The sequence below is a fragment of the Sulfuriferula plumbiphila genome (assembly GCF_009938015.1).
GTDB classification, from domain to species: Bacteria; Pseudomonadota; Gammaproteobacteria; order Burkholderiales; family Sulfuriferulaceae; genus Sulfuriferula; species Sulfuriferula plumbiphila.
Window position 1 is genome coordinate 3,005,376 of the sequence record NZ_AP021884.1, and the last position, 25,046, is coordinate 3,030,421.

Below are 25,046 nucleotides of genomic sequence, written 5' to 3' on the forward strand. Positions count from 1 at the left end.
CTGCCAGCATGAATGCCACCCTGATCAGCTACAGTCTCGCAACTGTTGCCTTCGCAGCACTGTGCGCAATGCTGCTGTCGCGGCGCGGACCCAGCCGCACCGGCATGCTCGTGGCTGCCAGCCTGGTGTCTGCGCTGTGGGCAGGGCTGGCCGCGCTGGATGCCTACCACTACGGCCAGCATATTTCGTCGCTCACTGCGATTGCCGAACTGCTGCGCAACGCTGCCTGGCTGTATTTCCTGCTTGACCTGGTGGCCCAGCGCCAGGGCATGCAGCCTAAAATCCTGTTCATGCTGCGCGTGGCCGGATATGTGATGCTGGCATACTGTGCACTGCTGATAATACGTATCGTGGCAGATATGTTTACTGTTTTGCCCGGCCCCGTCGGCGTATCGATACTGGATACCCTGGCCGGCGGCGCAGTGAGCCGGGTTATCCTGGCGGTGCTGGGCATGGCATTGGTGGAGCAACTGTTCCGCAGCACCCGCAGCGAGGATCGCTGGAGCATCAAATACCTGTGCTTTGGTCTGGGCGGTGTGTTTGTCTATGATTTTTACCTGTACTCCGACGCCATGCTGTTCCAGCATATCGATGCGGAAATATGGGCTGGGCGCGGCATTGTCAACGCCCTGGCGGTACCGCTTATCGCCATTTCCGCCAAGCGCAATCCCAACTGGGATTTGCGCGTGACCGTATCGCGCCGGCTGTTCTTCCATACCGCTGCCCTGCTCGGTGCCGGCGTGTATCTGCTGATCATGGCGGGCGCAGGCTATTACATCCGCGCCTTTGGTGGCGAATGGGGCAGCATCCTGCAGGCGGCATTCCTGTTCGGCGCGTTCGTGATGCTGCTGTCGATTCTGTTCTCCGGCACACTGCGGGCTCGGGTGCGGGTGTTTTTGAGCAAGCATTTTTTCAGTTACACCTACGACTATCGCGACGAATGGCTCAATTTCACCCGCATCCTGTCGCAGGGGAACCCCGGCGAACAGTTGTGCACGCGCGCCATCCAGGCAGTCGCCGGGCTGGTGGAGAGCCAGTCCGGCGCATTGTGGCTGGCACGCGATCCGCACCGTTTCACCCGCATCGTCAGCTGGAACCTGCACCACGCCGATGGCGAAGAACCCGCCGACGGCGCGCTGGCGGAATTTCTTACCGAGCGCGAATGGGTCATCAATCTGGATGAATATCGCAGCCAGCCCGAGCTCTACGAAGACCTGCAACTGCCTGCCTGGATCAGCGCCATCCCCGATGCCTGGCTGGTGGCGCCGCTACTGGTGCGCGACAAGCTGATCGGTTTCATGATTATCGGCCACTCGCTGGGGAAGATTTCATTCAATTGGGAAGTCAGCGACCTGGTCAAGACCGCCGCGCGCCAGGCCGCTGCCAACCTGGCACAGATGGAGGCCTCGGAAGCGCTTACCGTTGCGCGCCAGTTCGAATCGTTCAACCGCATGGCGGCGTTTGTCGTGCATGACCTGAAAAACCTCATCGCGCAGCAATCCTTGCTGGTGTCCAATGCCGGGAAATACAAGCACAACCCGGAGTTCGTGGACGACATGATCAGCACCGTGGAAAGCTCGGTGGCGCGCATGAATCGGCTGCTGCAACAGCTCAAGGGTGGCCAGCCGGCAGTGCTGGCCGAGCAGAAAATCGAGCTGGGCGGATTGCTTTCCGAGATTATCGGCGAGAAACATGTCTACCGGCTCAAACCCGCGCTGCAGCTGGATGCCGCTTCGATTGAAGTGGGTGCTGACCGCGAACGCCTCAAACGCGTGCTCGGCCACATCCTGCAAAATGCGCTGGAATCCACACCCTACGATGGCCACATCGAGGTGCGCCTGTCGCGCCAGGGCAACGACGCGGTGATAGACATTACCGATACGGGTTGCGGCATGGATGACGCCTTCATCCGCGAGCGGCTGTTCCGCCCGTTCGACTCCACCAAAGGCTCGGGCATGGGTATCGGGGCCTACGAATGCCGCGAATACATCCGCGAGCTGGGCGGCAGAATCGACGTGGCCAGCGCGCCAGGGCAGGGCACTACTTTCGGCATCCATATCCCTGTGGAAAGCGGCCGGCAGACAACAGGCAATTTGACGCAAGGAGAAATCGCGTGAGCGATAGCAAACCCACCCTGCTCGTGGTCGAAGACGATCCCGGGCTGCAAAAACAGATACGCTGGAGCCTGCACGGTTATGACGTGCAACTGGCGGCCGACCGTGAATCCGCACTCAACCAGATTCGTCGCTTTGAACCATCCGTGGTGCTGCTTGATCTCGGCCTTCCGCCTTTCCCGGACAGCGCCGAAGAAGGCCTCGCCACGTTGCAGCAAATCGTGTCCATGGCGCCCTCCACCAAGGTGATCGTGGTGACGGGCAATCAGGATCGCGTCAACGCAGTCAAAGCCATCAGTCTGGGCGCCTACGATTTTTACCAGAAACCGTTCGACCCGCAAATCCTGGACATGATCATCGCGCGCGCGTTCCGCGTGCATGGCCTGGAGCAGGAGAACCGCGCGCTCCAGCAGCAGCGGCCAAGTGAAGTCATGCACGGCATTATCACCAGCGCACCTGACATGGTCCGCGTGTGCCGTACCGTGGAAAAAATCGCCCCTTCCGGCGCGACCGTGCTGCTACTGGGCGAATCCGGCACCGGCAAGGAATTGCTGGCACGCGCCCTGCACCAGCTCTCCACCCGGGCCAGTGAACGTTTTGTCGCCATCAACTGCGCGGCCATTCCGGACGCCCTGCTCGAATCGGAACTGTTCGGCTACGAAAAAGGTGCATTTACCGGCGCTGCCAAGCAGACTATCGGCAAAATTGAATACGCCAGCAAGGGCACGCTGTTCCTCGACGAAATCGGTGACCTGCCGCTGCCACTGCAGGCCAAGCTGCTGCGCTTTTTGCAGGAGCGCGTCATCGAGCGCCTGGGCGGACGCGGCGAGGTGCCAGTCGATGTGCGGGTGATCGGCGCCACTCACCAGAATCTCGAAGGCCTGATCCAGGCCGGCAGTTTCCGCCAGGATCTATACTACCGGCTGAGTGAAATCAGCGTGATGATCCCGCCGCTGCGTGACCGTCAAGGCGACGCCGCCCTGCTCGCCCATGCCTTCCTGGAAAAATTCTGCGCTCAGCAAAACCGCAACCTGAAAGGTTTCACCACCGACGCCATCGAAGCCATCGAAGCCCACTCGTGGCCGGGTAACGTGCGCGAAATGGAGAATGTCATCAAACGCGCGGTCATCATGGCCGAGGGCGCGCAGGTCACCGCCCAGGATCTGGGCTTGAAAGCCGGCAGCGCCGAATCCGAACCCCTCAACCTGCGCCAGGTGCGTGAAGAAGCCGACCGCCGTGCAGTGATTCGCGCCCTGGGCCGTACCAATGGCAATATCGTGCAGGCCGCTGAGCTATTGGGCGTGAGCCGGCCCACGCTGTATGACCTGATCAATCGCTGTGGCCTGAAATAAATCAGCCGACGTTCATCCAGATTGGCCGATAACGCTGTTTGTTGGCGCGTGGTAGCATAATCTGGGTTTTTGAAGGGATATCATGCGTGCGCTGCAGGTGACCTCGCTGTTGTTATTTGCCCGCGCTGCATTATCGGGGCGCAGCGGCCTGCTGTTTTGCCCACACCAATCAGCCAATTCGTGCAGCCCATCTCACAGCACTGGTAGCCACACGGCATTCAAAAACAAAAAACCAGGAGATATCAGCGTGCCCTCTATACCTCGCCTCCCTATTGCCCTGCTGGTGGCCCTATGCGCAACAGCAGGCTGCGGCGATTCCGCCTCAAAATACCTGTCCGAAGCCAAACAGTTGCAGGCAAAGGGCGACGCCAAAGCCGCCATCATTCAGCTCAAGAATGCCCTGCAAAAAGATGACAAGAACGCCGAGGCACGCTATCTGCTAGGCATTGCCTACAACCGCAGCGGCAATTACGCCGCAGCGGAAAAAGAGCTGCGCCGCGCGCGCGCTGCCGGCTACGCCCCGGACAAGGTGGTGGTGGCGCTGGCCGAAGCGCTGCAGGGACAAGGCGCTTTCCAGCGCGTGATTGAGGAAATCACCCTGCCTGCTGGCGCCTCCGGGCAACTCCGGGCGCAGATTTTCGTCGCCCGCGGCAACGCGGAATTGGGGTTGAATGAACCGGACAAAGCCACCGAACTGTTCAATGAAGCCCTCAAGGCGGCACCCAACTCCGCATCGGCGCATTTGGGGCTGGCTCGCCTCGCTGCTGCCAAAGGTGGCCTGGATAGCGCCCTCAGTGAAATCGAAAATGCCTTGAAGCTGGTACCCACAGATCGGGACGCCTGGCTGATGAAAGCGGACCTGCTGCGCCTGAAAAACCAGCCCGAAGCCGCGCTCGCTGCCTACCGCGAGGTGCTCAGAAACGATCCCGCCAACTCCGCCGCTCATCTCAGCATTGCTTCAATTTATCTGGCAAACAATAAATTCTCGCAAGCCCGGCAGGAAATCGAAGCGGCGCGCACACTCAGTCCCAACAATCTTGCCGTACGCTATATGCAGGCGCTGGCGGACTTCCGTGGCGGCAAGCTCAACGCGGCGCGCGACAACCTGCAAGAGGTGCTGAAAGCCGCGCCAGAGTACCCGCCAGGTCTGCTGTTGTCTGCGGCGCTAAACTACGCGCAGGGCTCATACGAACAGGCCGCAAACCAGCTCGGCAAAGCGCTGGAAAAAGCCCCTGCCAGCGCTTATGCACGTAAGTTGCTTGCCGCCACCCAGGCCAAACTGGGCCAGAATGCGCAGGCACTGGCAACCCTGCAGCCACTCCGGCCCGAGGAATCGAATGACCCGCAGCTATTGGCTCTGACCGGCGACCTCTACCTGCATACCAATAATTTCACCAAAGCCAACCAGCTTCTGGAAAAAGCCGCCTCGATCGACCCCAGGAGTGCTGCCATCCGCACCGGTTTGGGCGTGAGCCGTCTCGCCAGCGGCGACACCGAACGCGCGCTGGCCGACCTCGAGTCCGCCGCGACCCTGGATACGGGAACCGGCGCGCACCAGGCCGACACGCTGCTGATCCTGACACTGATGCGTGACAGGCAGTACGACCGCGCCTTGCAGGCCATCGCCGAGCTGGACAGAAAACAGCCCAACAGCCCGATCGCCTACAATTTCCGCGGCGGCGCGTATCTGGGCAAAAAAGACCTGGCCAATGCACGCAAGAATTTCGAGCAGGCGCTGGCAATCAAACCGGATTTTTTTCCGGCTGCCGCCAATCTCGCCCAACTCGACCTGCAAGCGAACAACCCCGCCGCCGCACGCCAGCGCTTCGGGACGCTGCTCCAGCACGACCCCAGCAACACCCAGGCGATGCTGGCGCTGGCTCAACTGTCCGCCTGTGCAGGCCGGGAAAAGGATTACCTGGACTGGCTGGAACGGGCTGCCAAGACTGCGCCCGCTGCGCTGCAGCCGCGTCTGCTGCTGGCCGGTTACTACCTGCGCAAAAACGACTTCGCCAAAGCCCTGGTGCTGGCCAGAGAAGCCCGCACCGCCAACCCAGACAATCCCGCCGCGCTGGACATGCTGGGCAGCGCCCAACTGGCGGCAGGCGACAAAGACAACGCGCTCGCCAGCTTTCAGAAACTGGCCGAAATGGCGCCGCAATCACCCGCCGTTCAGATCCGGCTCGCCAATGCACAGCTCGCACTCAAACAGACCGATAAGGCACGGGCATCGCTTAAGCGCGCACTCCAGCTCAAACCCGATTTCCTTGATGCCCAGGCCACACTGATTGCCCTCGATACTCAAAGTGGACACTATGACCAGGCCATCCAGATGGCGCACACAGTGCAACAGCAGCTGCCGCGAGCCCCTGTCGGCTGGATCCTGGAAGGCGATACGCTGTTGATGCAAAAACAACCCGCTCACGCGCTACAAAAATACGCAACCGCCTGGCGCCTGCAAAACAGTGGTCCGCTGGCGGTTAAACTCCATAACGCCAGAGTGCTGTCCGGCAAAGCCGCCGAAGCGGATGCCGGGCTGCTTGACTGGCTCAAGGCGCACCCCGATGATGCCGCAAGCCGTCTCTACCTGGCACAGAGCGCCATGCAACGCGGCAACTACGCACTGGCCAACGAAAACTACGCCGTGCTGCTGCAAAAATCCCCCAACAACATGATGATCCTCAACAACTACGCATGGAGCCTGCAACGCGCCGGCGATCCCCGCGCGCTGACCTATGCAGAGCAAGCCTACAGGCTGGCGCCGGACAATCCCGCAGTGCTGGACACGCTGGCCGGCATCCTGGTCGCGCAGGGCAAGACCTCGCGCGGTCTGCAACTGCTCCAGCAGGCGCTATCCAGGACGCCAGACAACGCCGAAATCCAGTACCACTACGCGCAGGCACTGACAAAATCCGGCGACAACACGCGCGCCCGCAGCGAGCTTGAGCGCCTGCTCGCTGGTGGTGCCGCGTTTTCCCAGGAAGCTGAAGCACGTGCGCTACTCAAGCAATTGCAGGACAAGGGACATTAACCTCCGAGATTCAAGCACCTTTTCAGGGAATAACCATGTTACTCAAACCAATCCGCTCCGCCTTGATCCTTGCATTACTGGCCACATCTTCCCTGCAAGGCTGCGACCATAACGCCAACCTGACCGAGCAGGAGCTCATCCGGCGCGCCAAGGATTTTGAGGATAAGGGCAATATCAAGGCGGGCGTCATAGAATTGAAAAACGCGCTCCAGAAAAACCCTGACAGTCCTCAAGCCAGGCTGCTACTCGGGCAAATTTATCTAAAAGCCGGCATGGGCGCAGAAGCTGAAAGCGAACTCAGAAAAGCTCAAAAACTGGGTGTAAATCAGGAAATCGTCAAACCCCCACTGGGCGAGGCCTTGTTGCTGATGGGCGAATACAAACGAGTGCTGGATGAAATTCAGCCCAGCGAGCAAACCTCCAGGCCAAACCTGGCGCGTATCTATCAAATGCGCGCCGATGCTTTACTCAAAACGGGTAAATTGCAGGAGGCGTGCAATCTGTTTCAGCAATCGCTCGATACCGATACCAATAACCCACCTACTTATTGGGGCCTGGCGCAATGCGCTGCAGCGGATCACAACATGACCAAAGCCAGAGAATGGCTGGATGCCGCACTCAAGATCAACAACCAGCAAGCCAGAACCTGGATATTTATGGGCGATTGGCAACAACTGAATAACAACCCGCAAGCTGCCCTTGCTGCATATTCAAATGCAGCGAAATCCGATCCGAACAGTTTGGAAGCACTCAACAAGCACGCCACTCTTGACATTAGCCTCGGTCAGTTGGATTCGGCCAAAACAGATATTGAAAAAATCAGCTCGCTTGCGCCCCATTCGCTGCTAGCCAATTACTCTCACGCATTATTGTCATTCAAACAAGGTGACTTTTCTGCAGCCCGTGACTCGCTTCAAGAAGTCTTTCAAATTGCACCGGATCACCTACCCAGCCTTTTGTTGTCTGGTGCTGTGAATTATTCAATGGGTTCGTATGAGCAAGCCGCCAGCCAACTTGGAAAAACACTCGAAAAAGCACCCGGCAGCGCATATGCACGCAAGCTGTTAGCTGCCACCCAGGCCAAGCTCGGCCAGGACAAACAGGCGTTGGCCACCCTGCAACCACTTAATCCGGAGCAGTCCAACGACGCGCAATTACTGGGGCTGGCGGGTGATATTTATCTGCACACCAAGGAATACACCAAGGCCAATCAGCTGCTGGAGAAAGCCGCCTCGATCGACCCAAAAAATGCTGCGATCCGTACCGGCTTGGGCATAAGCCTCCTCGCCAGCGGCGAAACAGCGCGCGCGCTGGCCGACCTGGAATCCGCTGCAGCGCTGGATACCGGCACCGGCGCGCGCAATGCAGACACGCTGCTGATCCTGACGCTGCTACGCGACAAACAATTTGACCGCGCCCTGCAGGCCATCGCCGATCTGGACAGGAAACAACCTGACAACCCTCTCACCTACAATTTCCGGGGGGGCGCTTATGTAGGAAAAAATGATCTGGCCAATGCGCGCAAGAGTTTCGAGCAGGCGCTGGCAATCAAACCGGATTTTTTCCCCGCGGCAGCCAATCTGGCGCAGCTGGATCTGCAGGCGAACAACCCCGCCGCCGCACGCAAACGCTTCGAGAGCATCCTCAACATAGACAAGAACAACTTACCAGCCATGATGGCCCTAGCCGAACTGGCCTCCATCAACAAACAGGAAAAGGACTACGTCACTTGGTTGGAAAAAGCAGTCAAAACACACCCTGAAGCCATCCCGCCACGCACTGCCCTCGCTCGTCTTTACCTTACCGAAAACGAATCCCAGAAAGCGCTGGATTTGGCAAATGATGCCGTCAATATCAACCCGGATAATCCTGCTGCGCTTACCCTGTTAGGCGCCACACAATTGGCCATTAACGACAGAGCCGGCGCAATCAGCACTTACACGAAGCTGGTAGCTAAAGGGCAACCCACCGCAGATGCCTACTTGCACTTGGCGCTTGCCCAAATCGCAAACAAGAACCCAGACCAGGCTCGCACCGCATTGCAGACAGGGCTGGAACTCGATTCGGGCAACATACAGATACTGGACACCTTGCTGCGTTTGGATCTGGCTGAAAAGAAACTTGAACCCGCCGTGCAAATTGCCCGGCAAATCGAAGCAAGGCACCCAGAGATGCCCTTGGGTTATGAACGTGAGGCGGACATTTTGGTCGCGCAGAAGCGCCTGCCACAAGCCATCGAAGCTTATGCGCAGGCACTTGAAAAAGGCGCAGGATCCACGGCGTTTATCAAGCTTTTGAATACTCAATTCGAGTCGGGAACGATCAAAGTAGCGGAGCAGCGTCTTCGCGACTGGCTCAAACAACATCCCGGGGATAACGCTGTACGCGCCTACGCTGCCGAATACTACATGAGCACGGGCCGAAATAAAGACGCTATAGCTGAATACCAGGAAATCCGAAAACAGATTCCTAATAACGCCTCAATTCTCAACAACCTTGCCAACTTGTTCCAGCTTGAACAAGATACCCGTGCACTGCCGACCGCAGAGCAAGCATTCAAACTTTCCCCAAACAGCCCCGCCATACAGGATACCCTGGGCTGGATACTTGTGACACAAGGCCAAACGGTGCGCGGGCTGGATCTATTACGCAAGGCCCTGGCCAAAATGCCCGACGATCCCAACGTGCGTTATCATTACGCAACGGCTTTAGTGAACACTGGAGATAAAGCCCAAGCTCGCAAAGAACTGACACAACTGCTTGCAGATCATCCGAAATTCCGGGAGGCGATGGCAGCCAGCAGGTTATTAAACAGTTTGTGAACACAATTTATCCAGTCTGTTGCCATAAATAAAAAGCCCCATGTTTCCATGGGGCTTAATCCTGCCTCTACTGCTGTAGTCGCGTTTAAAAAACTACTCGTCCGCCCATCTATTACGCTTTGCGACGGCGAACCGAAGCAGCCAGACCGACCAATCCCAAGCCGATCAAAGCCAGTGAGCCAGGTTCTGGAACAGACAAACGGTATTGACCATTGTTCGAAAAATAGAGGTCGGTGGTACTGTTCGCGGTGACTGTAGGCCCCACACTGGGGGTGAATGCGTTGTTATATGCGGTCACGTATTTAGCGGGGACCGTTCCGGAAAGAGGAAGCGCGTTGGTAGTCGCAAAACCGAGGACAAAGCCACCCGGGGCGGATAAAAGAGTGGACAAGTCGGTCATGCCACTGTCAAAGAAGTAGCCGGGTAAAATGTTGCTTGCTTTGAAAATTAGCGATACCGTACCATTCGGCAGCGTACTGTTTGCATTCAGGTTGGCGCTACCAGTTTGCAGGTTAAACGCCGCGATGTTGGTTGCACCCGAAAAAACATCCAGTGTACCGCCAGGGGCAAAGGTCAATTGCCCCCCCGTATTTCCGGTACCCGAGCCAACAAAATTGGCAGTCAAGACAGGACTGAGATCTACACCACCTACATTTGATCCACCATCAGTCGAAAACGCCGTAAAGCTGCCAACTTCATTGAAAGAGAATGCAGTGCCACCAGTGAAGGTGTTATGAACGTACGCGGAGCCAGTCAGATCGACCCAGTCCTTGACAAGGGTAGGCGCATGGCCACCGGCACCATCGGTGTCCAGATACCAGTTGGTCAGCGTTGCATTTGCGTTACCTGCAACAGCCAGGCCAGATACGGCTGCCAGAGCTGCAAGAGTGCTTTTGATTGTTTTCATGATAAATCTCCGTAAGCGAATGGGAAAATTTTGGTCAGACACGACTTTCAGAGCATTTTTTCTCTCGCATCAAACTTAGTCAGCATAAAGCACGACTCATGCCATCAAAACAACAAATGCAGATACAATATACAATACATATAGTTATAAATATTCTTGGCGTAAATTTCCGCTTTTTAAATGAAACAAAAAAGTTTATGTAAAAATTATCGACAGGCATGATCTGCGCAAGATTCAGCCACTGTTCAATATCAGGTCGTCCGTTTTTTTGCGCGTCGACCTCGCCCAAGGTCTGGGCCCCGCGCCTATCCGTCCCATGAAGAATACCCGCTCAATCCTCCCTGTCCCGAGCAACCGATCCAAGCGTTCATTCAACCACCCCACCTCCCCCAGTGCGGTTTGTGTCTCGGTAAAGATCAAACCCTGACGGTGGTAGCGAGTAAAGATCACCGGCGTCATCTCCGGCTGGATCAGCCAGCCGAGGCGGGTAGCAGTTAGCCAAAAGCGTTGCATGGCCCGGCCGGCGGCGATGTAGTCGTCCACGGAGAGGAGTGGCGCGGGAGCGATTAGAGCGAAGTGGGCACCACAGCGCAGACCGGGAAGCAGGTCCAGCTGAAGCCGGGGCGGCAGATGCCCGAATAGATAAGTGTTAAAAAACCCGACACGCGTCCAACTGGCCATGACCCAGCGCATGAAGTGTGCTGTCAGCGGGTCAACCCCGACGGCCTGGCCGGGAATCTTGTCGGTGCTGAATTGGGCTCCCCATTCGATGACGGACTTGTGGACTGCGTAGGCTTCGGGGATGGTGAGGCGCACCTTGGCGTTGTCGAACATGAGCCTGGCCAGGCGCCAACGCTGGGCAAAACCTTCATACCAGATCACGGAATAGCCTTCAGGCAAGGAACCGGCGAGGGCCTGTTTTTGCTCGCCGCTCAGGGGCCGGGTGGACATGGGGCGGCGCTGGACCACGCGCGTTTCAATGCAGGGCAGCAAGGGATCGGGCGTCATGCCCGCTTCTGGCCGGAAGCGCACATCGAACAACAAGTGGGTTTCCGGCGTGTCGGGCCGGCGCTGGATGGTGGCTGAGCGCCCCGTGGCGCTGGCGGCGATGGCCATGGTTTCCAGCAGCGCACCGATGGCCAGCTGGCTGGCGTGACCATCCAGGTCATAAACCACATGGTCGCGGGTATCGAGACCGTGTACCAGAATGTGTTCGTCGCCGAGAATCTCGAAACGCCACGGCTGAGTGTTGTCGCCGCTGGGTGCCCAGCGTGCCAGATCCAGGATGCGTTCAAGGTGTTGCGCAATGGCATTCATCCTAGATTCCCAGTTGATGACGGGCGATGGCAATGGCCAGCCGGTTAAAAGGGTGGCGGTTGCCGCCCGGCCGCCAGGTATGCGCCAGCTTGTTGCGGTAGCCATCGAACTGGATGCCGTGGGGAGCCGCCCAGACCTTGCCGCGGTCGAGCAATATCTTGAGAGCTTCGCTGGCAGCCACGCCGGCACAGAGCTGGCAGGCCATGATGGTGGAGGGGCCGCGACGTTCCTTGAGATTGACGCGGGTCTTGTCCGCCAGGTAATGGCGGTGCAACAGGGCGGGGGCAAGGCCGACCAGAAAGCGCACGGCTTTTTCCAGTTCGGATCGACCGTCCAGCTGGAAGTAGTCTTCGAAGCTCATGCCGCCGGGCAGGAAATTGAGCAGTGCGGCGCTCATGCCGAGGGGGGCGACGGTAACCGCAGGGATGCCGTGTTGGGCACAATGCGCGAAAACCCGCTCGCGCGCGTCAAAGGCGAAGAAGTCGAGGCCATCGATATAGAGATCCACGTCCCGGAAGAAGGCCTGGAGATTGTCCTCGTTCACGCCTTGCGGGTAAATGGCCAGGTCGGATTCGGGGTTGATGTCCCGCGCCATTGCGGCCAGGACTTCAACTTTGGGACGTTCCAGGCTGCTCATGCCGGCGCCGGCCTGGCGATTGAAGTTGGCAAGCTCGAACGTGTCGAGGTCGGCGATATTGAATTTTCCGACGCCTAGCCGGGCGAGGGTCAACAGATGGAAACCGCCGACGCCACCCATACCGGCGATGGCTACCCGCTTGTGCCGCAAGCGCTGCTGTTCATCAGGGGTAACCCAGCCGATATTGCGTGAAAATGCAGTTTGATAGGAGAAGCCGGACATAGCCAGAACCGTTGCATAACGGGACAGTATAGAGTGCGCCCGCCCGGGTGTCAGCTATCGGTTCCGTGCAACAGGCGCTGGGTGATTCCCTCTTCATCCAGCTTTGAAAATCCATACGGGTACAAGGATTTTTCGCCGGGCGGCTTGTGCGCCACCCCCCCCAGCTTTTCGATCTGCTGCCTGGCATAGGACAAATCCAGTCGCAGCAGCACTGCCGGCGCATTGACGCGATTGCACATGCGCTCCCCGCCTAACAGTTCAAAACCCAGCATGCGCCGGTAAAATCCCACATGGCGGGGATTCACTTCGATCACAAAATCAGTTCCCTGGTGGATATTGTGGCCATAGATGAAAGAGATATGAAACAGCGCAGCGAGAACGGGCTTGGAACCCAGTCCTTCATCCAGGGCAAGCTTGATGATCTCGCATACACGCCGCCCCTGGGCACGCAGACCATCCACTTCCGGCTTGTACAGCTCATCCACCAGCAAGCCAACCTGGGAATCCAGGCCCAGGGTGAGCGTTCCGACGATCTTGTCAATATCGAATGCAAGCAGCGTGATGCGATTCGGGTCCTGGCCCATCTCGCCGGCCTGATAACCGCGCCAGGAATACATTTTTTGAATCAGCAGGCTGGCTGACTGCACCCTGTCCTCGTTGGCTGCCAGTCTAATCTTGAATTTCTGCTGGTCAACCGGGATATTTTGGGCACCGACCCGGTCACCGCTTTGCGGGATGCACAACTCTCTGAGTTTGTGGGGAGACTGAAACTCCACGATGGTCCTGGACCACTCATCTGCCGGTTTTCTGCGTTGAATAGCCATCATTCCACCATCCGTGGTACCAACTGCCGATTGACGAAACACAAATTACCAATGCCTATTGAGCTTAACGGATAAAAATGTAGATTGTTTAGCGAAAAACCGGCAATGGAACAAAAAGTTAGCAGCGCATGCTGGCGACCCAACCCGCGTCTGACGCCATGCTTCCTTCTATTTGGATTGGGCCTGCCTTAACCACGCTGCTGCATCCATGGCAAAGTAGGTGAGGATGCCGTCCGCCCCGGCACGCTTGAAGGATAGCAGAGATTCCAGTACACATTTTTTTTCATCCAGCCAGCCATTGGCGGCGGCTGCCTTGAGCATGGCGTATTCGCCGCTCACCTGATAAGCATAGGTCGGCACACCGCAGGTATCCTTTACCCGGCGCACGATGTCCAGATAGGGCATACCCGGTTTTACCATGACCATGTCCGCCCCTTCCGCAATGTCCAGCGCCACTTCACGCAGTGCCTCGTCGCTGTTGGCGGGATCCATCTGGTAAGTTTCCTTGCTGCCCGCACCCAGATTGGCGGTGGACCCCACCGCATCACGGAATGGCCCATAAAAGCTGGAAGCATACTTGGCAGCATACGCCAGAATACGCGTGTGGATGTACCCCGCAGCATCGAGAGCATTACGGATGGCGCCCACCCGGCCATCCATCATGTCGGATGGTGCCACCACATCGGCTCCGGCTTCGGCGTGAGCCAGGGCTTGCTGCACCAGCACGGCGATGGTCGCATCATTCATCACATAACCCTGTGTGTCGATCAGGCCGTCCTGGCCATGGCTGGTGTAGGGATCGAGCGCGACGTCGGTGATGACGCCCAGTCCGGGAAATTGTTGCTTGAGTGCACGCACAGTGCGCGGCACCAGGCCGTCGGGGTTAAACGCCTCTTCCGCACCCGGCGTTTTCAATCCCGGATCGATTACCGGGAATAGCGCCAGCGCCGGGATACCCAGGGCGACACAGTGCGCAGCCACCTCCAGCAGCCGATCCAGAGAAACCCGGCCCACTCCCGGCATCGAACTGATTATTTCAGTTCGGCCCGCGCCATCCAGCACGAAAACCGGATAGATCAGGTCATCCACGGATAGCTGGTTTTCGCGCATCAGCCGACGTGAAAAATCGTCCCGGCGCATGCGCCGCATCCGCGTCCTGGGGTAGTTGCCGCCTATGTTAATTACCATATTAATCAATTAGTTGACAAAGAATTTAAAAAAAATTTGAACTTCTTTAACGAAGGCTTATCTTATCATGCAGACGGCTCGCTGCCGTCTCCCGCTTCTCCTCCCTGAGCGGGCGCCTCGACACCAGTTGAGGCATTTTCGGCCCCGGTTTTACTCCCCTTTAACCGGGGCTTTTTTATGCCCGTCATTTGCGCTGATGCCGAGCCAGCGCGCAAACACCTCACCCACTTCATCCATCCCCAAACGCTTGGGACTGGAAAATAACTGCGCTGTGTAGAGCGGCGACAAGGTCGCAAGTTCCTTTTGCACGAATCGCAAAGCGGCAATGGAATCGCTGCGATTCAGCTTGTCACTTTTGGTCAGCAAGCAGTGCACCGGCTTGCCGGTGGGCAGAAACCATTCCAGCATCTGCCGGTCCAGCTCGGTCATCGGATGCCGTGAATCCATAATCAGGATCAGGCCGGCAAGCTGCGCACGCTGCGCCAGATACTGCGCCAGCAACTCGCGCCAGTGATCCTTGATGGCACCCGGCACTTTGGCATAGCCGTAGCCGGGCAGATCCACCAGAAAGCGGTTGTGCCCCAGGCTGAAATAATTGATGTGCTGGGTGCGCCCTGGTGTTTTGCTGACAAACGCCAGCCGGGTACGGTTGGCCAGGGTATTGATTGCGCTTGATTTACCGGCATTGGAGCGCCCGGCAAAAGCCACCTCGACTGCGCTTTCTGCGGGCAGGTCGCGCAAGTGATTAACCGTGGTGTAAAACACTGCTTGCTGAAATAGGTTCATGTAAAGAAATCCTGGGGGAACTGGCGTCGAAACCAAAACGCAGCTAAAATATTAGCTTTTTAGAATGTAACGGTAAGAGGAACTCACAATGAAATACACCATGGCGCTTGCGGCGCTTGCCGCATTCACTGCGTTCTCCCCGGCTCAGGCTGAAGTCACATCCAAAGGTGACCCAGCCAAAGCTCAACAGCTGGTGACATCGGTTTGCGCAGCCTGCCACGGTGCAGACGGCAACAGCATGGCGCCGGCCAACCCGAGTCTGGCTGGCCAACACGCCGAGTATATCACCAAGCAACTGATGAACTTTAAGTCTGGCGAGCGCAAGAACGCGATCATGCAAGGCATAGTCAGCTCTAACAACCTGACCCCGGACGACATGAAAAACCTGGGCGCATATTTTGCTGCACAGACGCCCAAACCGGGCAGCGCAAAAAACAAGGCGCTGGCGCTGGAAGGCGAAAAAATCTTCAAGGGCGGCAACGCCAGTAGCGGCGTACCCGCCTGTGCTGCATGTCACGGCCCCACCGGGGCCGGCATTCCAGTTCAATTTCCGCGTCTGGCCAGCCAGCACAGTGAATACATCCTGTCTCAGCTGAACAACTTCCGCACCGGCGAACGCGCCAACGACGGCGGCAAAATGATGCGCATCATCGCCGCCAAATTGACTGACCAGGAAATGAAAGCGGTTGCCGAATACATCTCCGGCCTGCATTAATTGAACTGCCTGCCGGAACCTGCCGGCATATAAGCAATCAATAGGGGGTGGCGCGAGTCACCCCCTATTTTTCCAGGCAAGCCATGAGTAAATCTTCCGCCACCTTCGCAAAATCAGTGTACGAGCTGATGAGCTCGATGCGCTTCGCCATCAGCTTGCTCACCGTGCTGGCCATTGCCTCAATCATTGGTACGGTGCTCCAGCAGAACGAGCCTTACCAGAACTACATCATCCAGTTCGGTCAGTACTGGTTTACCGTATTTGAATGGCTGGGTCTGTATGATGTTTACCGCACAACCTGGTTTGTGACCATTCTGGCTTTCCTGGTCGCATCCACCAGCACCTGCATTTACCGCAATCTGCCCAGCATGCTGCGCGAGATACGCAGCTACCGCGAACAGGCCAGCGAAAACTCGCTACGGCACTTCCAGCATCATGCAGAATTCACTGCGCCGGCCCCAGCGCTTGAGGCGTTGACCCAATACCTGACCGAGCAAGGCTATCGTTACAAACAGCGCGCACTGGATAACGGCGCAGGCACCCTGCTGGCAGCCAAAGTCGGTAGCGTCAACCGGCTCGGTTATATCTTCACCCATGCCGCTATCGTGATCATCTGCCTCGGCGCGCTGCTGGACAGCAATATCCCGCTCAAGATTGAACAGGCGTTTGGCCTGAAACGCATTGAAACGCGCGACATCCCCGAAAGCCAGGTGCCTGCTGCCAGTCGCCTGGCGCCTGACAGCCTGTCGTTTCGCGGCAATGTCACCATCCCCGAGGGATCCAGCGCCGACGTGGTGTTTCTGAATATCGCCGATGGCTACATGGTGCAGGATCTGCCATTCACCATCGCGCTGAAGAAATTCCACATTGAGCATTACAGCACCGGGCAACCGAAAAGCTTTGCCAGCGACATTGCCATTCTCGATAAAGCCACCGGCAAGCCGTTGCTGCAACACACCATTACTGTCAATCATCCACTCATCTATGACGGCATTGCCATTTTCCAGGCTAGCTTTGGCGATGGCGGAACCAGGCTGAAAATGAATGGCTGGAATCTGTTCAACCCCGGCAGCAAGCCGTTCGAGGTAAATGGCGCGGTGAACAGCAATACCAAGATCTCTGCCAATAATCAGCAATACACACTGGAATTCACCGATTTTCGTCCCTTCAATATCGAAAATACCGGCGCGACGCCGGCGCCCCGGCAACAGAATCAAGATGCGCGCAGCCTGATGGGCGGCAATGCGGTCGCCGACAAGACCAATCTGCACAACGTCGGGCCCAGTTTCCAGTACAAGGTGCGCGATGCCCAGGGCCAGGCACGCGAGTACAACAACTATATGCTGCCCTTACTCATCGACAAACGCTGGTACATGCTCTCCGGCGTGCGCAACACACCCGGCGAGCCACTCCACTACATCCGCTTTCCACTCGATCCGCAGCGGCGCCTCGGCGGCTTCATGCGCCTGCGCGGCATCATGCTCGACCCTGCCCGGCATGCTGAAATTGCACGCCGTTTCGCCGCCAGTGCATTACAGGGCGGCAAAATGCCGGTCGACGTGCGCACCAAACTGGCTGACAGCACGACCAAAGTGCTGGATCTGTTTGGCAAGGGCGGTTATCAGGCACTGTCCGATTTTATCGAAAAACATATTCCGGCCGCCGAGCGTGACCGCGCTGCGCAGACCTATCTGAAAATTCTCGAGTTATCCACGTTTGAAGCCTACATCATGGCGCAGCAACAGGCGGGAGCGCCGGCGCCCAAAGCCGACGAGGAAACCGGCTGGTTTATCCGCGATTCGCTCAACAGCATCAGCGATATCTTTTTCTACGGCGCGCCCGTTTACCTGCAGCTTGCCGAATATGACCAGGTCAACGCCAGCGGCCTGCAGTTGACACGTTCACCCGGCGAGAATATTGTTTTCGGCGGCTCTGCCCTGTTGGTAATGGGCATATTTGCCATGTTCTTTATCAGGGAACGAAGGCTGTGGCTGCTCGTCAAACCCGGGCATGTCTTGTTTGCCATGTCCAGCAACCGCAAAACCCTGGATTTTGAAAAAGAATTCGAGCGCCATAAACAGCGCATCTCTGAAATCGTGAAGGACTGAAGCCATGGAATTGACCCAAACCGCTCCGCAGGAATCATTTTTCAAGCGCCTGTCGTGGTTCGACTGGTTATTCGCCGCGTTTCTGATCGGCGGTGCCGGATACGCGTTGAATCTGTATAGCAGCTACATGAATGTCTATGATAAAAGCATTTTGCTGGCTGCCGTGGGGGTGTTTTCCGTGCTCGGCTGGAACTGGAAACCCATCCGCCCCCTGATGATTGCAGTGGCGGTGTTGAGCCTGTTTGCCATCTCGGACTACCACGGCGATCTCGCCCGTGCCAATCAGGCGTTTTTCCTGAAGTACCTGTTTGCCAGCCAGTCCGCCATCATGTGGATGAGCGCACTGTTCGTCATGGCCACTTTGAGCTACTGGATCAGCCTGGCATCACGCTCTGAATTCGCCGCCAGGGTCGGCAGCGGACTTAGCTGGGCCGCCATCCTGATGGGTCTGGTCGGCATGATGGTGCGCTGGTATGAATCCTATCTGATCAGCCCGGATGTGGGCCACATCCCCATTTCCAACCTGTACGAAGTTTTCATCCTGTTTTCCATCATTACCGCACTCCTTTATCTGCACTACGAACGCCTCTATAACAACCGTCAACTGGGCGCTTTCGTGTTGCCCGTGATCAGTGCGGCGGTAGGGTTTTTACTGTGGTACGCGTTTGACCGCCAGGCACAGGAAATCCAGCCGCTGGTGCCGGCGCTGCAATCCTACTGGATGAAAATCCATGTCCCCGCCAATTTCATCGGCTATGGTTCATTTTCGCTTGCTGCCATGGTGGGTATTGCGTACCTGCTCGCGTCCAAGGGCATACTCGCCTCGCGTTTGCCGAAACTGGAAGTGCTTGATGATGTCATGTACAAATCCATCGCCGTTGGTTTTGGCTTTTTCACCGTTGCCACCATTCTCGGTTCCCTGTGGGCAGCGGAGGCCTGGGGCGGCTACTGGTCATGGGACCCCAAGGAAACCTGGGCACTCATTGTCTGGCTCAACTACGCCGCCTGGCTGCATATCCGTCTGGTGAAAGGCCTGCGCGGCCCGATGCTGGCCTGGTGGGCGGTGGTCGGCCTGTTCGTTACCCTGTTCGCCTTCCTCGGCGTGAACATGTTCCTGTCGGGCCTGCATTCCTACGGCACGCTCTGATCGCCGCCGCGCGATACCCGCCCGGCCCGGGGCAACACTGCGTGACATAGCACAGAAGCTGCTCTACAAAAAAGGCACCGCGTTTATTGCTAGGGCGTGTAATATCGTGTTGATAATTTCTGCATAATTCAACTACAATGCTTCTTGGGTCATGATCCAAGGAGCATTTTTTTGGCGATAAAATCTTCTTCAGGCTATCGGCTGCCTCCACCCCATAACGGGTTGAACGTCAATTTCTGCAAAAATCCAAAATGTGCCAACTTTGGCGTACCGGAAATACCCGGCAGGCGATATCGGCCAAAGGGTTCGACCGCGCTGCCAGGCTTTTATATACGCGTTGGGAAGGGAAAAGATGATCCTCATCTGAAATGCAGCATCTGCGGAGACAGGCAACCAATACGCAACAATGCCTCGATTCTTGAGGATATCGATCGAATATCAGCCTACCTAAAGCTCAGACCTGAGCCTTCTTGTCCGAATTCAGCTTGCGTTATGCATGGCGTTCCTTTGTCCCAAGGCGGAGCTGATTACGCCGCATTTGGTGCGACCGCAGCAGGAACACCACGCTGGCGTTGCAACGTTTGTCGGAAAACCTTTACGGTTGGCGGCAAATCTACGCGTAAACACAAGGCGCCGCACAAGAACCGTGATGTCATGATGCTGCTGATGAATAAGATGCCGCTAAGGAAACTCTGCAAAACTCCCCCACCCAGAGCGCATTGTTCAAGGCAAGTATGGCAATATTGAGCCTATGAAACAAACCACACTGGATATCAACCTGAGCCTCAAGAAGACCCGCAAGCGCGAGTTTCTGGAGCAGATGGAACAAGTCGTGCCCTGGGCAGCGCTGGTCGGGCTGATTGCCCCGTACTATCCCAAAGGCACCAATGGCCGCCCACCGTTTTCTCTGGAAACCATGTTGCGCATCCACTTCATGCAGCAATGGTTCACCTTGTCCGACCCGGGCATGGAAGAAGCCTTCTTCGACATCCCTCTATACCGCGAATTTGCCCGGCTTGAAGACTACGCCCGCCTGCCCGACGAGAGCACCATCCTGCGTTTCCGCCATCGGCTGGAAAAGCACCAGCTCGCAGACCGCATTCTATCCACCATCAACGAACTGCTGATCCAGCGTGGCCTGCTGCTCAAAGCGGGCACTGTGGTAGACGCCACCCTGATTGCAGCGCCCACCTCCACCAAGAACGCCGACAAGGCACGCGACCCCGAAATGCACTCCACCCAGAAGGGCCGGCAGTGGTACTTCGGCATGAAAGCCCACATTGGCGCCGATGCCGAGTCCGGGCTGGTGCACACCGTGCGCGGCACTGCCGCGCATGTGAACGACGTGACCGAAGGCAACGACCTGTTGCAGGGCCTGGAGACGGATGTCTTTGCCGACGCAGGCTACCAGGGCGCAGACAAACGCCCGAATGCCCAAGCCCGCGTCACCTGGCACGTGGCCATGCGCCCGGGCAAGCGCCGTGCGCTGGACAAGGACAAACCCACAGACGCGCTGATTGACCAGGTCGAGAAACTCAAGGCCGGCATTCGAGCCAAGGTAGAGCACCCGTTCCGGGTGATCAAGCGCCAGTTTGGCTACGTGAAGGTGCGCTACCGCGGCCTCAAGAAGAACACAGCGCAGCTTGTCACGCTGTTTGCGCTGTCCAACTTGTGGATGGTACGAAGCAAGTTGATCGAGACTCAGGGATGAGTGCGCCTGAAAACCGGGCAAAAGCCCTAAACGGGGCGAAAAACGTCCAAAACAGCGTCGGAAACAGTATTGTTTGTGCGTTTCACGGCACCCATTCTACGATTTGAAACAGGATGGCCTGCCGCTGTACTTCGGGCGGGGTTGTTCAGAGCATCCCTAAGCCGAATTGCAGAAGTTACCGGCCTGGATAGAAAGTCCCTTTATGGAAAGATTGATTTCATACACCGCCAGTGTCTGCTGTTAGCCCAGAGCCGGGAAAAGGCTCTGCTGGAAGACTTCCCCCTGCCAAAGATGTATGTTGCCGTGGATCGGCAAACGCATATCGTAAATTGGAATAGCCGTAAAAACAGACGCAATATTCAATTAAATGCGATTGGCACCGCGGATATGAAAACCGGCTATGTATTTGGCATGCATCTCAATTTCGACGAAAGTATCGATCAGGATCAGTTGGAACTTTTAGCTCAAACGGCGGGTGACTATCAACTCTCGCAACCCTATCGGAAATACGCCAGATTCTGGCTAAAACCTGACTATGATGCAGCGCTGATAAAGAGCTCATCGAAAGCCAAGGGAAGAATTGCCCGTGCGCTGCAGATTGCCCGAGGCACCGATACGCTGACCGCGGAAATCATTGGCGAATACGAAGCTGCAAAAGGCCGGGATGATATTGAGGATAGTGACGAGAAGAACAGCAATGTAATGCTGCCTACTAAAGGAGTGCAGATTCGCGAGCAATACGCCATGCAAGCCCATTTCTTGCTGATGGCAAAAATGTTGGCCAATGCGCCCAAGGTACGCTTTTACCTGGATCAGGATTCCGGTTTTAGAGCGGCTTTTATGGCGGCATTCCAGGATAGAGTCAAGGCGCGGACTGCCGATGCCTGGTATGTCAAAGTATTGAAAGAAGCAACCATCGACGAGAAAGATCAGGCTGTCGCCGCAAGCCAGCGCGTGTTCCAGTCTGTAAAAACTGCTAATCCCGGGCTCACCGATTTAGAAGTCAAGATCTTGATGACTAAGGCCGAGATGCAGCGTGCGGTATCGCACGGGTATCCCGATGACTGGTGGCTGGTGCATCCATTACCAAACAAAAGCGAACCAGCCAAACGCGTATGTTGGCTGACGAATATAAGCGACTATTCAGATGACCACGCAGCACGGCTGTATCTGCGGGCATCCTTACACCCAATCGATCGCTTCTTCATGCTGGTGCGGCGTAGGCTTTCCTTTGCTGAGAGGGCTTACGGATCAGCGAGCCAAGCAGGACGAAAATGGTATGGCTATAACGCATATCGACCGGACAACCTGGCCAAGCTGCTTGATATCTTCCGTGTATTCTATAACTACTCGCTCACAGGATCGGATGGCAAGACGCCAGCAATGAAACTGGGTTTGGCGCGGGGCCCGGTGGCGCCAGAGGATATTCTTTATTTCGAGCCTCTTGCCTCTACTCGAAAAGCGAGAACTAAACGGCCCATTGATCAACAAAAGGTCAACGCCAAGGCTAGTGTTGCAAATAGGACGGGGGAGGATAACACTTGGAAACCGTGGGCATTTTGATCAACCTTAAAGGCGGCCTCTGTACCAAGCAGCCCGCCTCTTTATTTCTACAATGCTACGGCCTACCGTTACTGGAAAACGCCAGCGTGATAGCCCGTTGGAACTGCGTACTTGAAGGCGGTGGCACCAAAGTTCGAGGTGCTCTGAGTTGTGACGACATTTATTGCCGGGAACACCGTTCCGGAAAGCCCTGTTACCGCAGCCCCTGTTTTAGCTGCGCCCGAGGTAGGCACCCCGCCCCCGTTCCAAGTGCCATTCACCCCCACGTACAGTGCATGGTTGTCCATGTCCATTGCCATCATAAAGGTCGTGCCTACCGGATAGTTCACACCTCCGGGAGGAGCAGCGACCGTAGTGCCGGGCCAGCTTGAACTATAGGATGGGGTTTGAGGGGGGTACCACCCAAAGTAGTTGCCGGTGCTACTTGTGCCCAGATATGCATTCAAATCAAAAGTGCTGGTGCCTGCGGTCATAATGTAGCCATAGTTTGTGGCATTGGCACCGGTGATAGTGCTCTCCCAGTACCACTTACCGGAGGACTCACTCTGTGTTGCCCTGACAGAGGCGAAGGCTGACCCATTACCAACGGCAGTTAGATTGCCAGGGCTCAGTATCATAGCGGTCCCCTTGTCCGCCGGATTCCAGGTAGCGAATACGCTGCTTGCTGTGGGCAGGAGGTTGTCGACGGCAGTGGCACCTTTAACGCCTGGGCTGTACAGCCTATACAAGTAGGTGGGGGTGGCGGCGAGAGCACTGCTAGCCAGTAAAGCTAGTGCAGCGAAGGCGAGAATTTTGGTTTTCATTTTTGGGTGCCAGGTTAATCAGTCCCCAGGTATAGCTACCACGTCAGATTTTTTGCACTTTAATTCGTTAACGCATTAACCGATAGGCTCGGTATTGAGCGGCCCCCAAGCATGGCAATGGGGCCATAATTTAAGCCTTCTTGTCCCACCCGACTACAACATCGTTTTCAAGCGTGACGCGAAGTGCATATCGCCCACGTCCTGTTTGAGCGTACTTCCATATTTCTTTGGATTTTGTTTTGAGAACTTTTAAGTCCACATCAACAGGTTTTCCCAAAGAGTCAGTCAGCTGCTCAGCGCTCTGTCCTTGCCAGATGCCACCGCCCATGAGCTTATCAACAATTTCATAGTCTCCATACTTCGAATACAGAGCTTCGCGACGGGCTTCGAGTCGTTCCTTTTTCAAATGACTTGAAATTACAGCCCATCCGACAACTGCGATTACGAATAGTATGAGTATGGTGTTCATAGCAGTGAATAAATGTCCGTAGATTAACTTTTGCTTTTTTAACTATAAGTTAGGGAAACTCTGCAAAACCCCCACTTCTGCGCCCCGCACCCGAGTCCATTGTGGCAATATTAAGCCCATGAAACAAACCACCCTGAATCTAGACCTCAGTCTCAAGCGCACGCGCAAGCGTGAATTTCTCGAGCAGATGGAACACGTCGTACCGTGGGCAGCGCTGGTCAAGCTGATTGCCCCGCACTACCCCCAAGGCAACAACGGGCGTCCGCCGTTCCCGCTCGAAACCATGTTGCGCATCCACTTCATGCAGCAATGGTTCAGCCTGTCCGATCCGGGCATGGAAGAAGCCTTCTTCGACATCCCGCTGTACCGCGAATTTGCCCAACTCGAAGACTATGCCCGCCTGCCTGACGAGAGCACCATCCTGCGCTTTCGCCACCGGCTCGAGCACCACCAGCTGGCCGAACAGATTCTCGCCACCGTCAATCAGCTGCTGATCCAGCAAGGCCTGCTGCTCAAAGTCGGCAGCGTGGTGGACGCCACCCTGATCCCGGCGCCCACCTCGACCAAGAACAAAGACAAGACCCGCGACCCCGAAATGCATTCCAGCAAAAAAGGCAATCAATGGTACTTCGGCATGAAAGCCCACATTGGTGCGGATGCCGATTCCGGACTGGTGCATACCGTGCGCGGCACGGCTGGCCATGTGCATGACGTGATCGAAGCCAATGGGCTGTTGCATGGCGAGGAAACAGAAGTGTATGGCGATGCCGGTTACCAGGGTGCCGCCAAACGCCCGGACGCCAAAGCGAGTATCAACTGGCACATCGCCATGCGCCCGGGCAAGCGCCGGGCGCTGGACAAGGACAAACCCATTGATGCATTGATCGACCAGTTGGAGAAACTCAAGGCGGGTATCCGCGCCAAGGTAGAGCACCCGTTCCGGGTGATCAAGCGCCAGTTCGGATTCGCCAAGGTGCGCTACAAAGGATTGAAGAAGAATACGGCCCAGCTCATCACCCTGTTTGCGCTATCCAATCTGTGGATGGCGCGGCACAAACTGAGGGCACTACCGGGATGAGTGCGCCTGGAAATCAGGAAAGCGGCCTGAACCGGGCTAAAAACTCTAAAAACAGCGCGGGAATAGGCGCTTATTAAGCATTTCGCGTGGCTGATTTGAAATTTAAAGCAGCGCCGCCTGCCGCTGCGCGGTGGATGGGGTTGTTCAGAGCATCCTTAGCTTGGCAAGACGAATGCAATGGTATTGTATATCATTGAAGACTCGGATTTTATGCTGTAGCTACATCCGGATACAGTGCTAAGGAAACTTTGG

Annotated in this window: 18 protein-coding genes; 10 read left to right on the plus strand and 8 right to left on the minus strand. The window is 56.6% G+C overall.

Going from position 1 to position 25,046, the window contains the following annotated elements:
• Positions 1 to 8 precede the first annotated feature (8 nt).
• The 4 genes from prsK to prsT (GZH91_RS15515) all read left to right on the plus strand — a co-directional run bounded on the left by prsK (position 9) and on the right by prsT (GZH91_RS15515) (position 9,319).
• The gene (prsK, locus tag GZH91_RS15500; RefSeq protein WP_147072895.1) at positions 9 to 2,117 is read left to right on the plus strand and encodes an XrtA/PEP-CTERM system histidine kinase PrsK; all 2,109 of its coding nucleotides are present in this window, start codon (positions 9 to 11) and stop codon (positions 2,115 to 2,117) included.
• A complete protein-coding gene (gene prsR / locus GZH91_RS15505) occupies positions 2,114 to 3,466 on the plus strand; it encodes a PEP-CTERM-box response regulator transcription factor (protein WP_147072893.1) in 1,353 nt (450 codons plus the stop codon). Before prsK ends, prsR begins: the two co-directional genes overlap by 4 nt.
• Positions 3,467 to 3,713: 247 nt before the next feature.
• Entirely contained in the window at positions 3,714 to 6,497 is a 2,784-nt protein-coding gene (prsT, locus tag GZH91_RS15510; protein WP_161984297.1) for an XrtA/PEP-CTERM system TPR-repeat protein PrsT, read from the plus strand.
• Between the two features lie 35 nt (positions 6,498 to 6,532).
• Complete coding sequence (gene prsT / locus GZH91_RS15515; RefSeq protein WP_147072889.1) at positions 6,533 to 9,319, plus strand: XrtA/PEP-CTERM system TPR-repeat protein PrsT; 2,787 nt, start codon at positions 6,533 to 6,535, stop codon at positions 9,317 to 9,319.
• Positions 9,320 to 9,431: 112 nt separating this feature from the next.
• On the opposite strand, the gene pepA is transcribed toward prsT (GZH91_RS15515), so the two are convergent.
• The 6 genes from pepA to yihA all read right to left on the minus strand — a co-directional run bounded on the left by pepA (position 9,432) and on the right by yihA (position 15,200).
• Positions 9,432 to 10,226, minus strand: a complete 795-nt coding sequence (gene pepA, locus GZH91_RS15520; RefSeq protein WP_147072887.1) for a flocculation-associated PEP-CTERM protein PepA — start codon at positions 10,224 to 10,226, stop codon at positions 9,432 to 9,434.
• A 234-nt stretch (positions 10,227 to 10,460) separates the two neighbouring features.
• Entirely contained in the window at positions 10,461 to 11,543 is a 1,083-nt protein-coding gene (locus GZH91_RS15525) for a nitroreductase family protein (protein WP_147072885.1), read from the minus strand.
• Between the two features lies 1 nt (position 11,544).
• Positions 11,545 to 12,402, minus strand: a complete 858-nt coding sequence (locus tag GZH91_RS15530; RefSeq protein WP_147072883.1) for a ThiF family adenylyltransferase — start codon at positions 12,400 to 12,402, stop codon at positions 11,545 to 11,547.
• A 50-nt stretch (positions 12,403 to 12,452) separates the two neighbouring features.
• Positions 12,453 to 13,229, minus strand: coding sequence for an N-acyl amino acid synthase FeeM domain-containing protein (locus GZH91_RS15535; protein WP_223264550.1), 777 nt, complete (start codon positions 13,227 to 13,229; stop codon positions 12,453 to 12,455).
• Positions 13,230 to 13,394: 165 nt separating this feature from the next.
• Positions 13,395 to 14,375 (minus strand): porphobilinogen synthase, encoded by a 981-nt coding sequence (gene hemB, locus GZH91_RS15540; RefSeq protein ID WP_174861844.1) that lies wholly within the window; start codon positions 14,373 to 14,375, stop codon positions 13,395 to 13,397.
• 189 nt (positions 14,376 to 14,564) lie between these two features.
• Complete coding sequence (gene yihA / locus GZH91_RS15545) at positions 14,565 to 15,200, minus strand: ribosome biogenesis GTP-binding protein YihA/YsxC (RefSeq protein ID WP_147072881.1); 636 nt, start codon at positions 15,198 to 15,200, stop codon at positions 14,565 to 14,567.
• A gap of 88 nt (positions 15,201 to 15,288) precedes the next feature.
• Between yihA and GZH91_RS15550 the strand changes: the two genes are divergently transcribed.
• From GZH91_RS15550 to GZH91_RS15570, 5 genes are all read left to right on the plus strand, one after another.
• Positions 15,289 to 15,915, plus strand: a complete 627-nt coding sequence (locus tag GZH91_RS15550; protein WP_147072879.1) for a c-type cytochrome — start codon at positions 15,289 to 15,291, stop codon at positions 15,913 to 15,915.
• Positions 15,916 to 15,998: 83 nt separating this feature from the next.
• A complete protein-coding gene (locus GZH91_RS15555) occupies positions 15,999 to 18,023 on the plus strand; it encodes a cytochrome c biogenesis protein ResB (protein WP_147072877.1) in 2,025 nt (674 codons plus the stop codon).
• Positions 18,024 to 18,027: 4 nt separating this feature from the next.
• Complete coding sequence (ccsB, locus tag GZH91_RS15560; RefSeq protein WP_147072875.1) at positions 18,028 to 19,170, plus strand: c-type cytochrome biogenesis protein CcsB; 1,143 nt, start codon at positions 18,028 to 18,030, stop codon at positions 19,168 to 19,170.
• A 751-nt stretch (positions 19,171 to 19,921) separates the two neighbouring features.
• Complete coding sequence (locus GZH91_RS15565; RefSeq protein ID WP_161984131.1) at positions 19,922 to 20,881, plus strand: IS5 family transposase; 960 nt, start codon at positions 19,922 to 19,924, stop codon at positions 20,879 to 20,881.
• A gap of 69 nt (positions 20,882 to 20,950) precedes the next feature.
• Positions 20,951 to 22,444, plus strand: a complete 1,494-nt coding sequence (locus GZH91_RS15570; RefSeq protein ID WP_161984298.1) for a hypothetical protein — start codon at positions 20,951 to 20,953, stop codon at positions 22,442 to 22,444.
• A 68-nt stretch (positions 22,445 to 22,512) separates the two neighbouring features.
• Here GZH91_RS15570 and GZH91_RS15575 read toward each other — a convergent pair whose 3' ends face one another.
• A complete protein-coding gene (locus tag GZH91_RS15575) occupies positions 22,513 to 23,247 on the minus strand; it encodes an SPRY domain-containing protein (protein ID WP_147075163.1) in 735 nt (244 codons plus the stop codon).
• A gap of 130 nt (positions 23,248 to 23,377) precedes the next feature.
• Positions 23,378 to 23,716: a DUF2845 domain-containing protein gene (locus GZH91_RS15580; protein WP_147075164.1), complete on the minus strand. Its 339-nt coding sequence runs from the start codon at positions 23,714 to 23,716 to the stop codon at positions 23,378 to 23,380.
• A 118-nt stretch (positions 23,717 to 23,834) separates the two neighbouring features.
• Between GZH91_RS15580 and GZH91_RS15585 the strand changes: the two genes are divergently transcribed.
• The gene (locus tag GZH91_RS15585) at positions 23,835 to 24,794 is read left to right on the plus strand and encodes an IS5 family transposase (RefSeq protein ID WP_161984269.1); all 960 of its coding nucleotides are present in this window, start codon (positions 23,835 to 23,837) and stop codon (positions 24,792 to 24,794) included.
• Positions 24,795 to 25,046 lie beyond the last annotated feature (252 nt).

Coding starts and splice junctions, on each gene's coding strand:
- prsK (WP_147072895.1), top strand. CDS start 9: ATGAATGCCACCCTGATCAGCTACAGTCTCGCAACTGTTGCCTTCGCA.
- prsT (WP_147072889.1), top strand. CDS start 6,533: ATGTTACTCAAACCAATCCGCTCCGCCTTGATCCTTGCATTACTGGCC.
- pepA (WP_147072887.1), bottom strand. CDS start 10,226: ATGAAAACAATCAAAAGCACTCTTGCAGCTCTGGCAGCCGTATCTGGC.
- GZH91_RS15525 (WP_147072885.1), bottom strand. CDS start 11,543: ATGAATGCCATTGCGCAACACCTTGAACGCATCCTGGATCTGGCACGC.
- GZH91_RS15530 (WP_147072883.1), bottom strand. CDS start 12,402: ATGTCCGGCTTCTCCTATCAAACTGCATTTTCACGCAATATCGGCTGG.
- GZH91_RS15535 (WP_223264550.1), bottom strand. CDS start 13,229: ATGATGGCTATTCAACGCAGAAAACCGGCAGATGAGTGGTCCAGGACC.
- hemB (WP_174861844.1), bottom strand. CDS start 14,375: ATGCGGCGCATGCGCCGGGACGATTTTTCACGTCGGCTGATGCGCGAA.
- yihA (WP_147072881.1), bottom strand. CDS start 15,200: ATGAACCTATTTCAGCAAGCAGTGTTTTACACCACGGTTAATCACTTG.
- GZH91_RS15550 (WP_147072879.1), top strand. CDS start 15,289: ATGAAATACACCATGGCGCTTGCGGCGCTTGCCGCATTCACTGCGTTC.
- GZH91_RS15555 (WP_147072877.1), top strand. CDS start 15,999: ATGAGTAAATCTTCCGCCACCTTCGCAAAATCAGTGTACGAGCTGATG.
- ccsB (WP_147072875.1), top strand. CDS start 18,028: ATGGAATTGACCCAAACCGCTCCGCAGGAATCATTTTTCAAGCGCCTG.
- GZH91_RS15565 (WP_161984131.1), top strand. CDS start 19,922: ATGAAACAAACCACACTGGATATCAACCTGAGCCTCAAGAAGACCCGC.
- GZH91_RS15575 (WP_147075163.1), bottom strand. CDS start 23,247: ATGAAAACCAAAATTCTCGCCTTCGCTGCACTAGCTTTACTGGCTAGC.
- GZH91_RS15580 (WP_147075164.1), bottom strand. CDS start 23,716: ATGAACACCATACTCATACTATTCGTAATCGCAGTTGTCGGATGGGCT.
- GZH91_RS15585 (WP_161984269.1), top strand. CDS start 23,835: ATGAAACAAACCACCCTGAATCTAGACCTCAGTCTCAAGCGCACGCGC.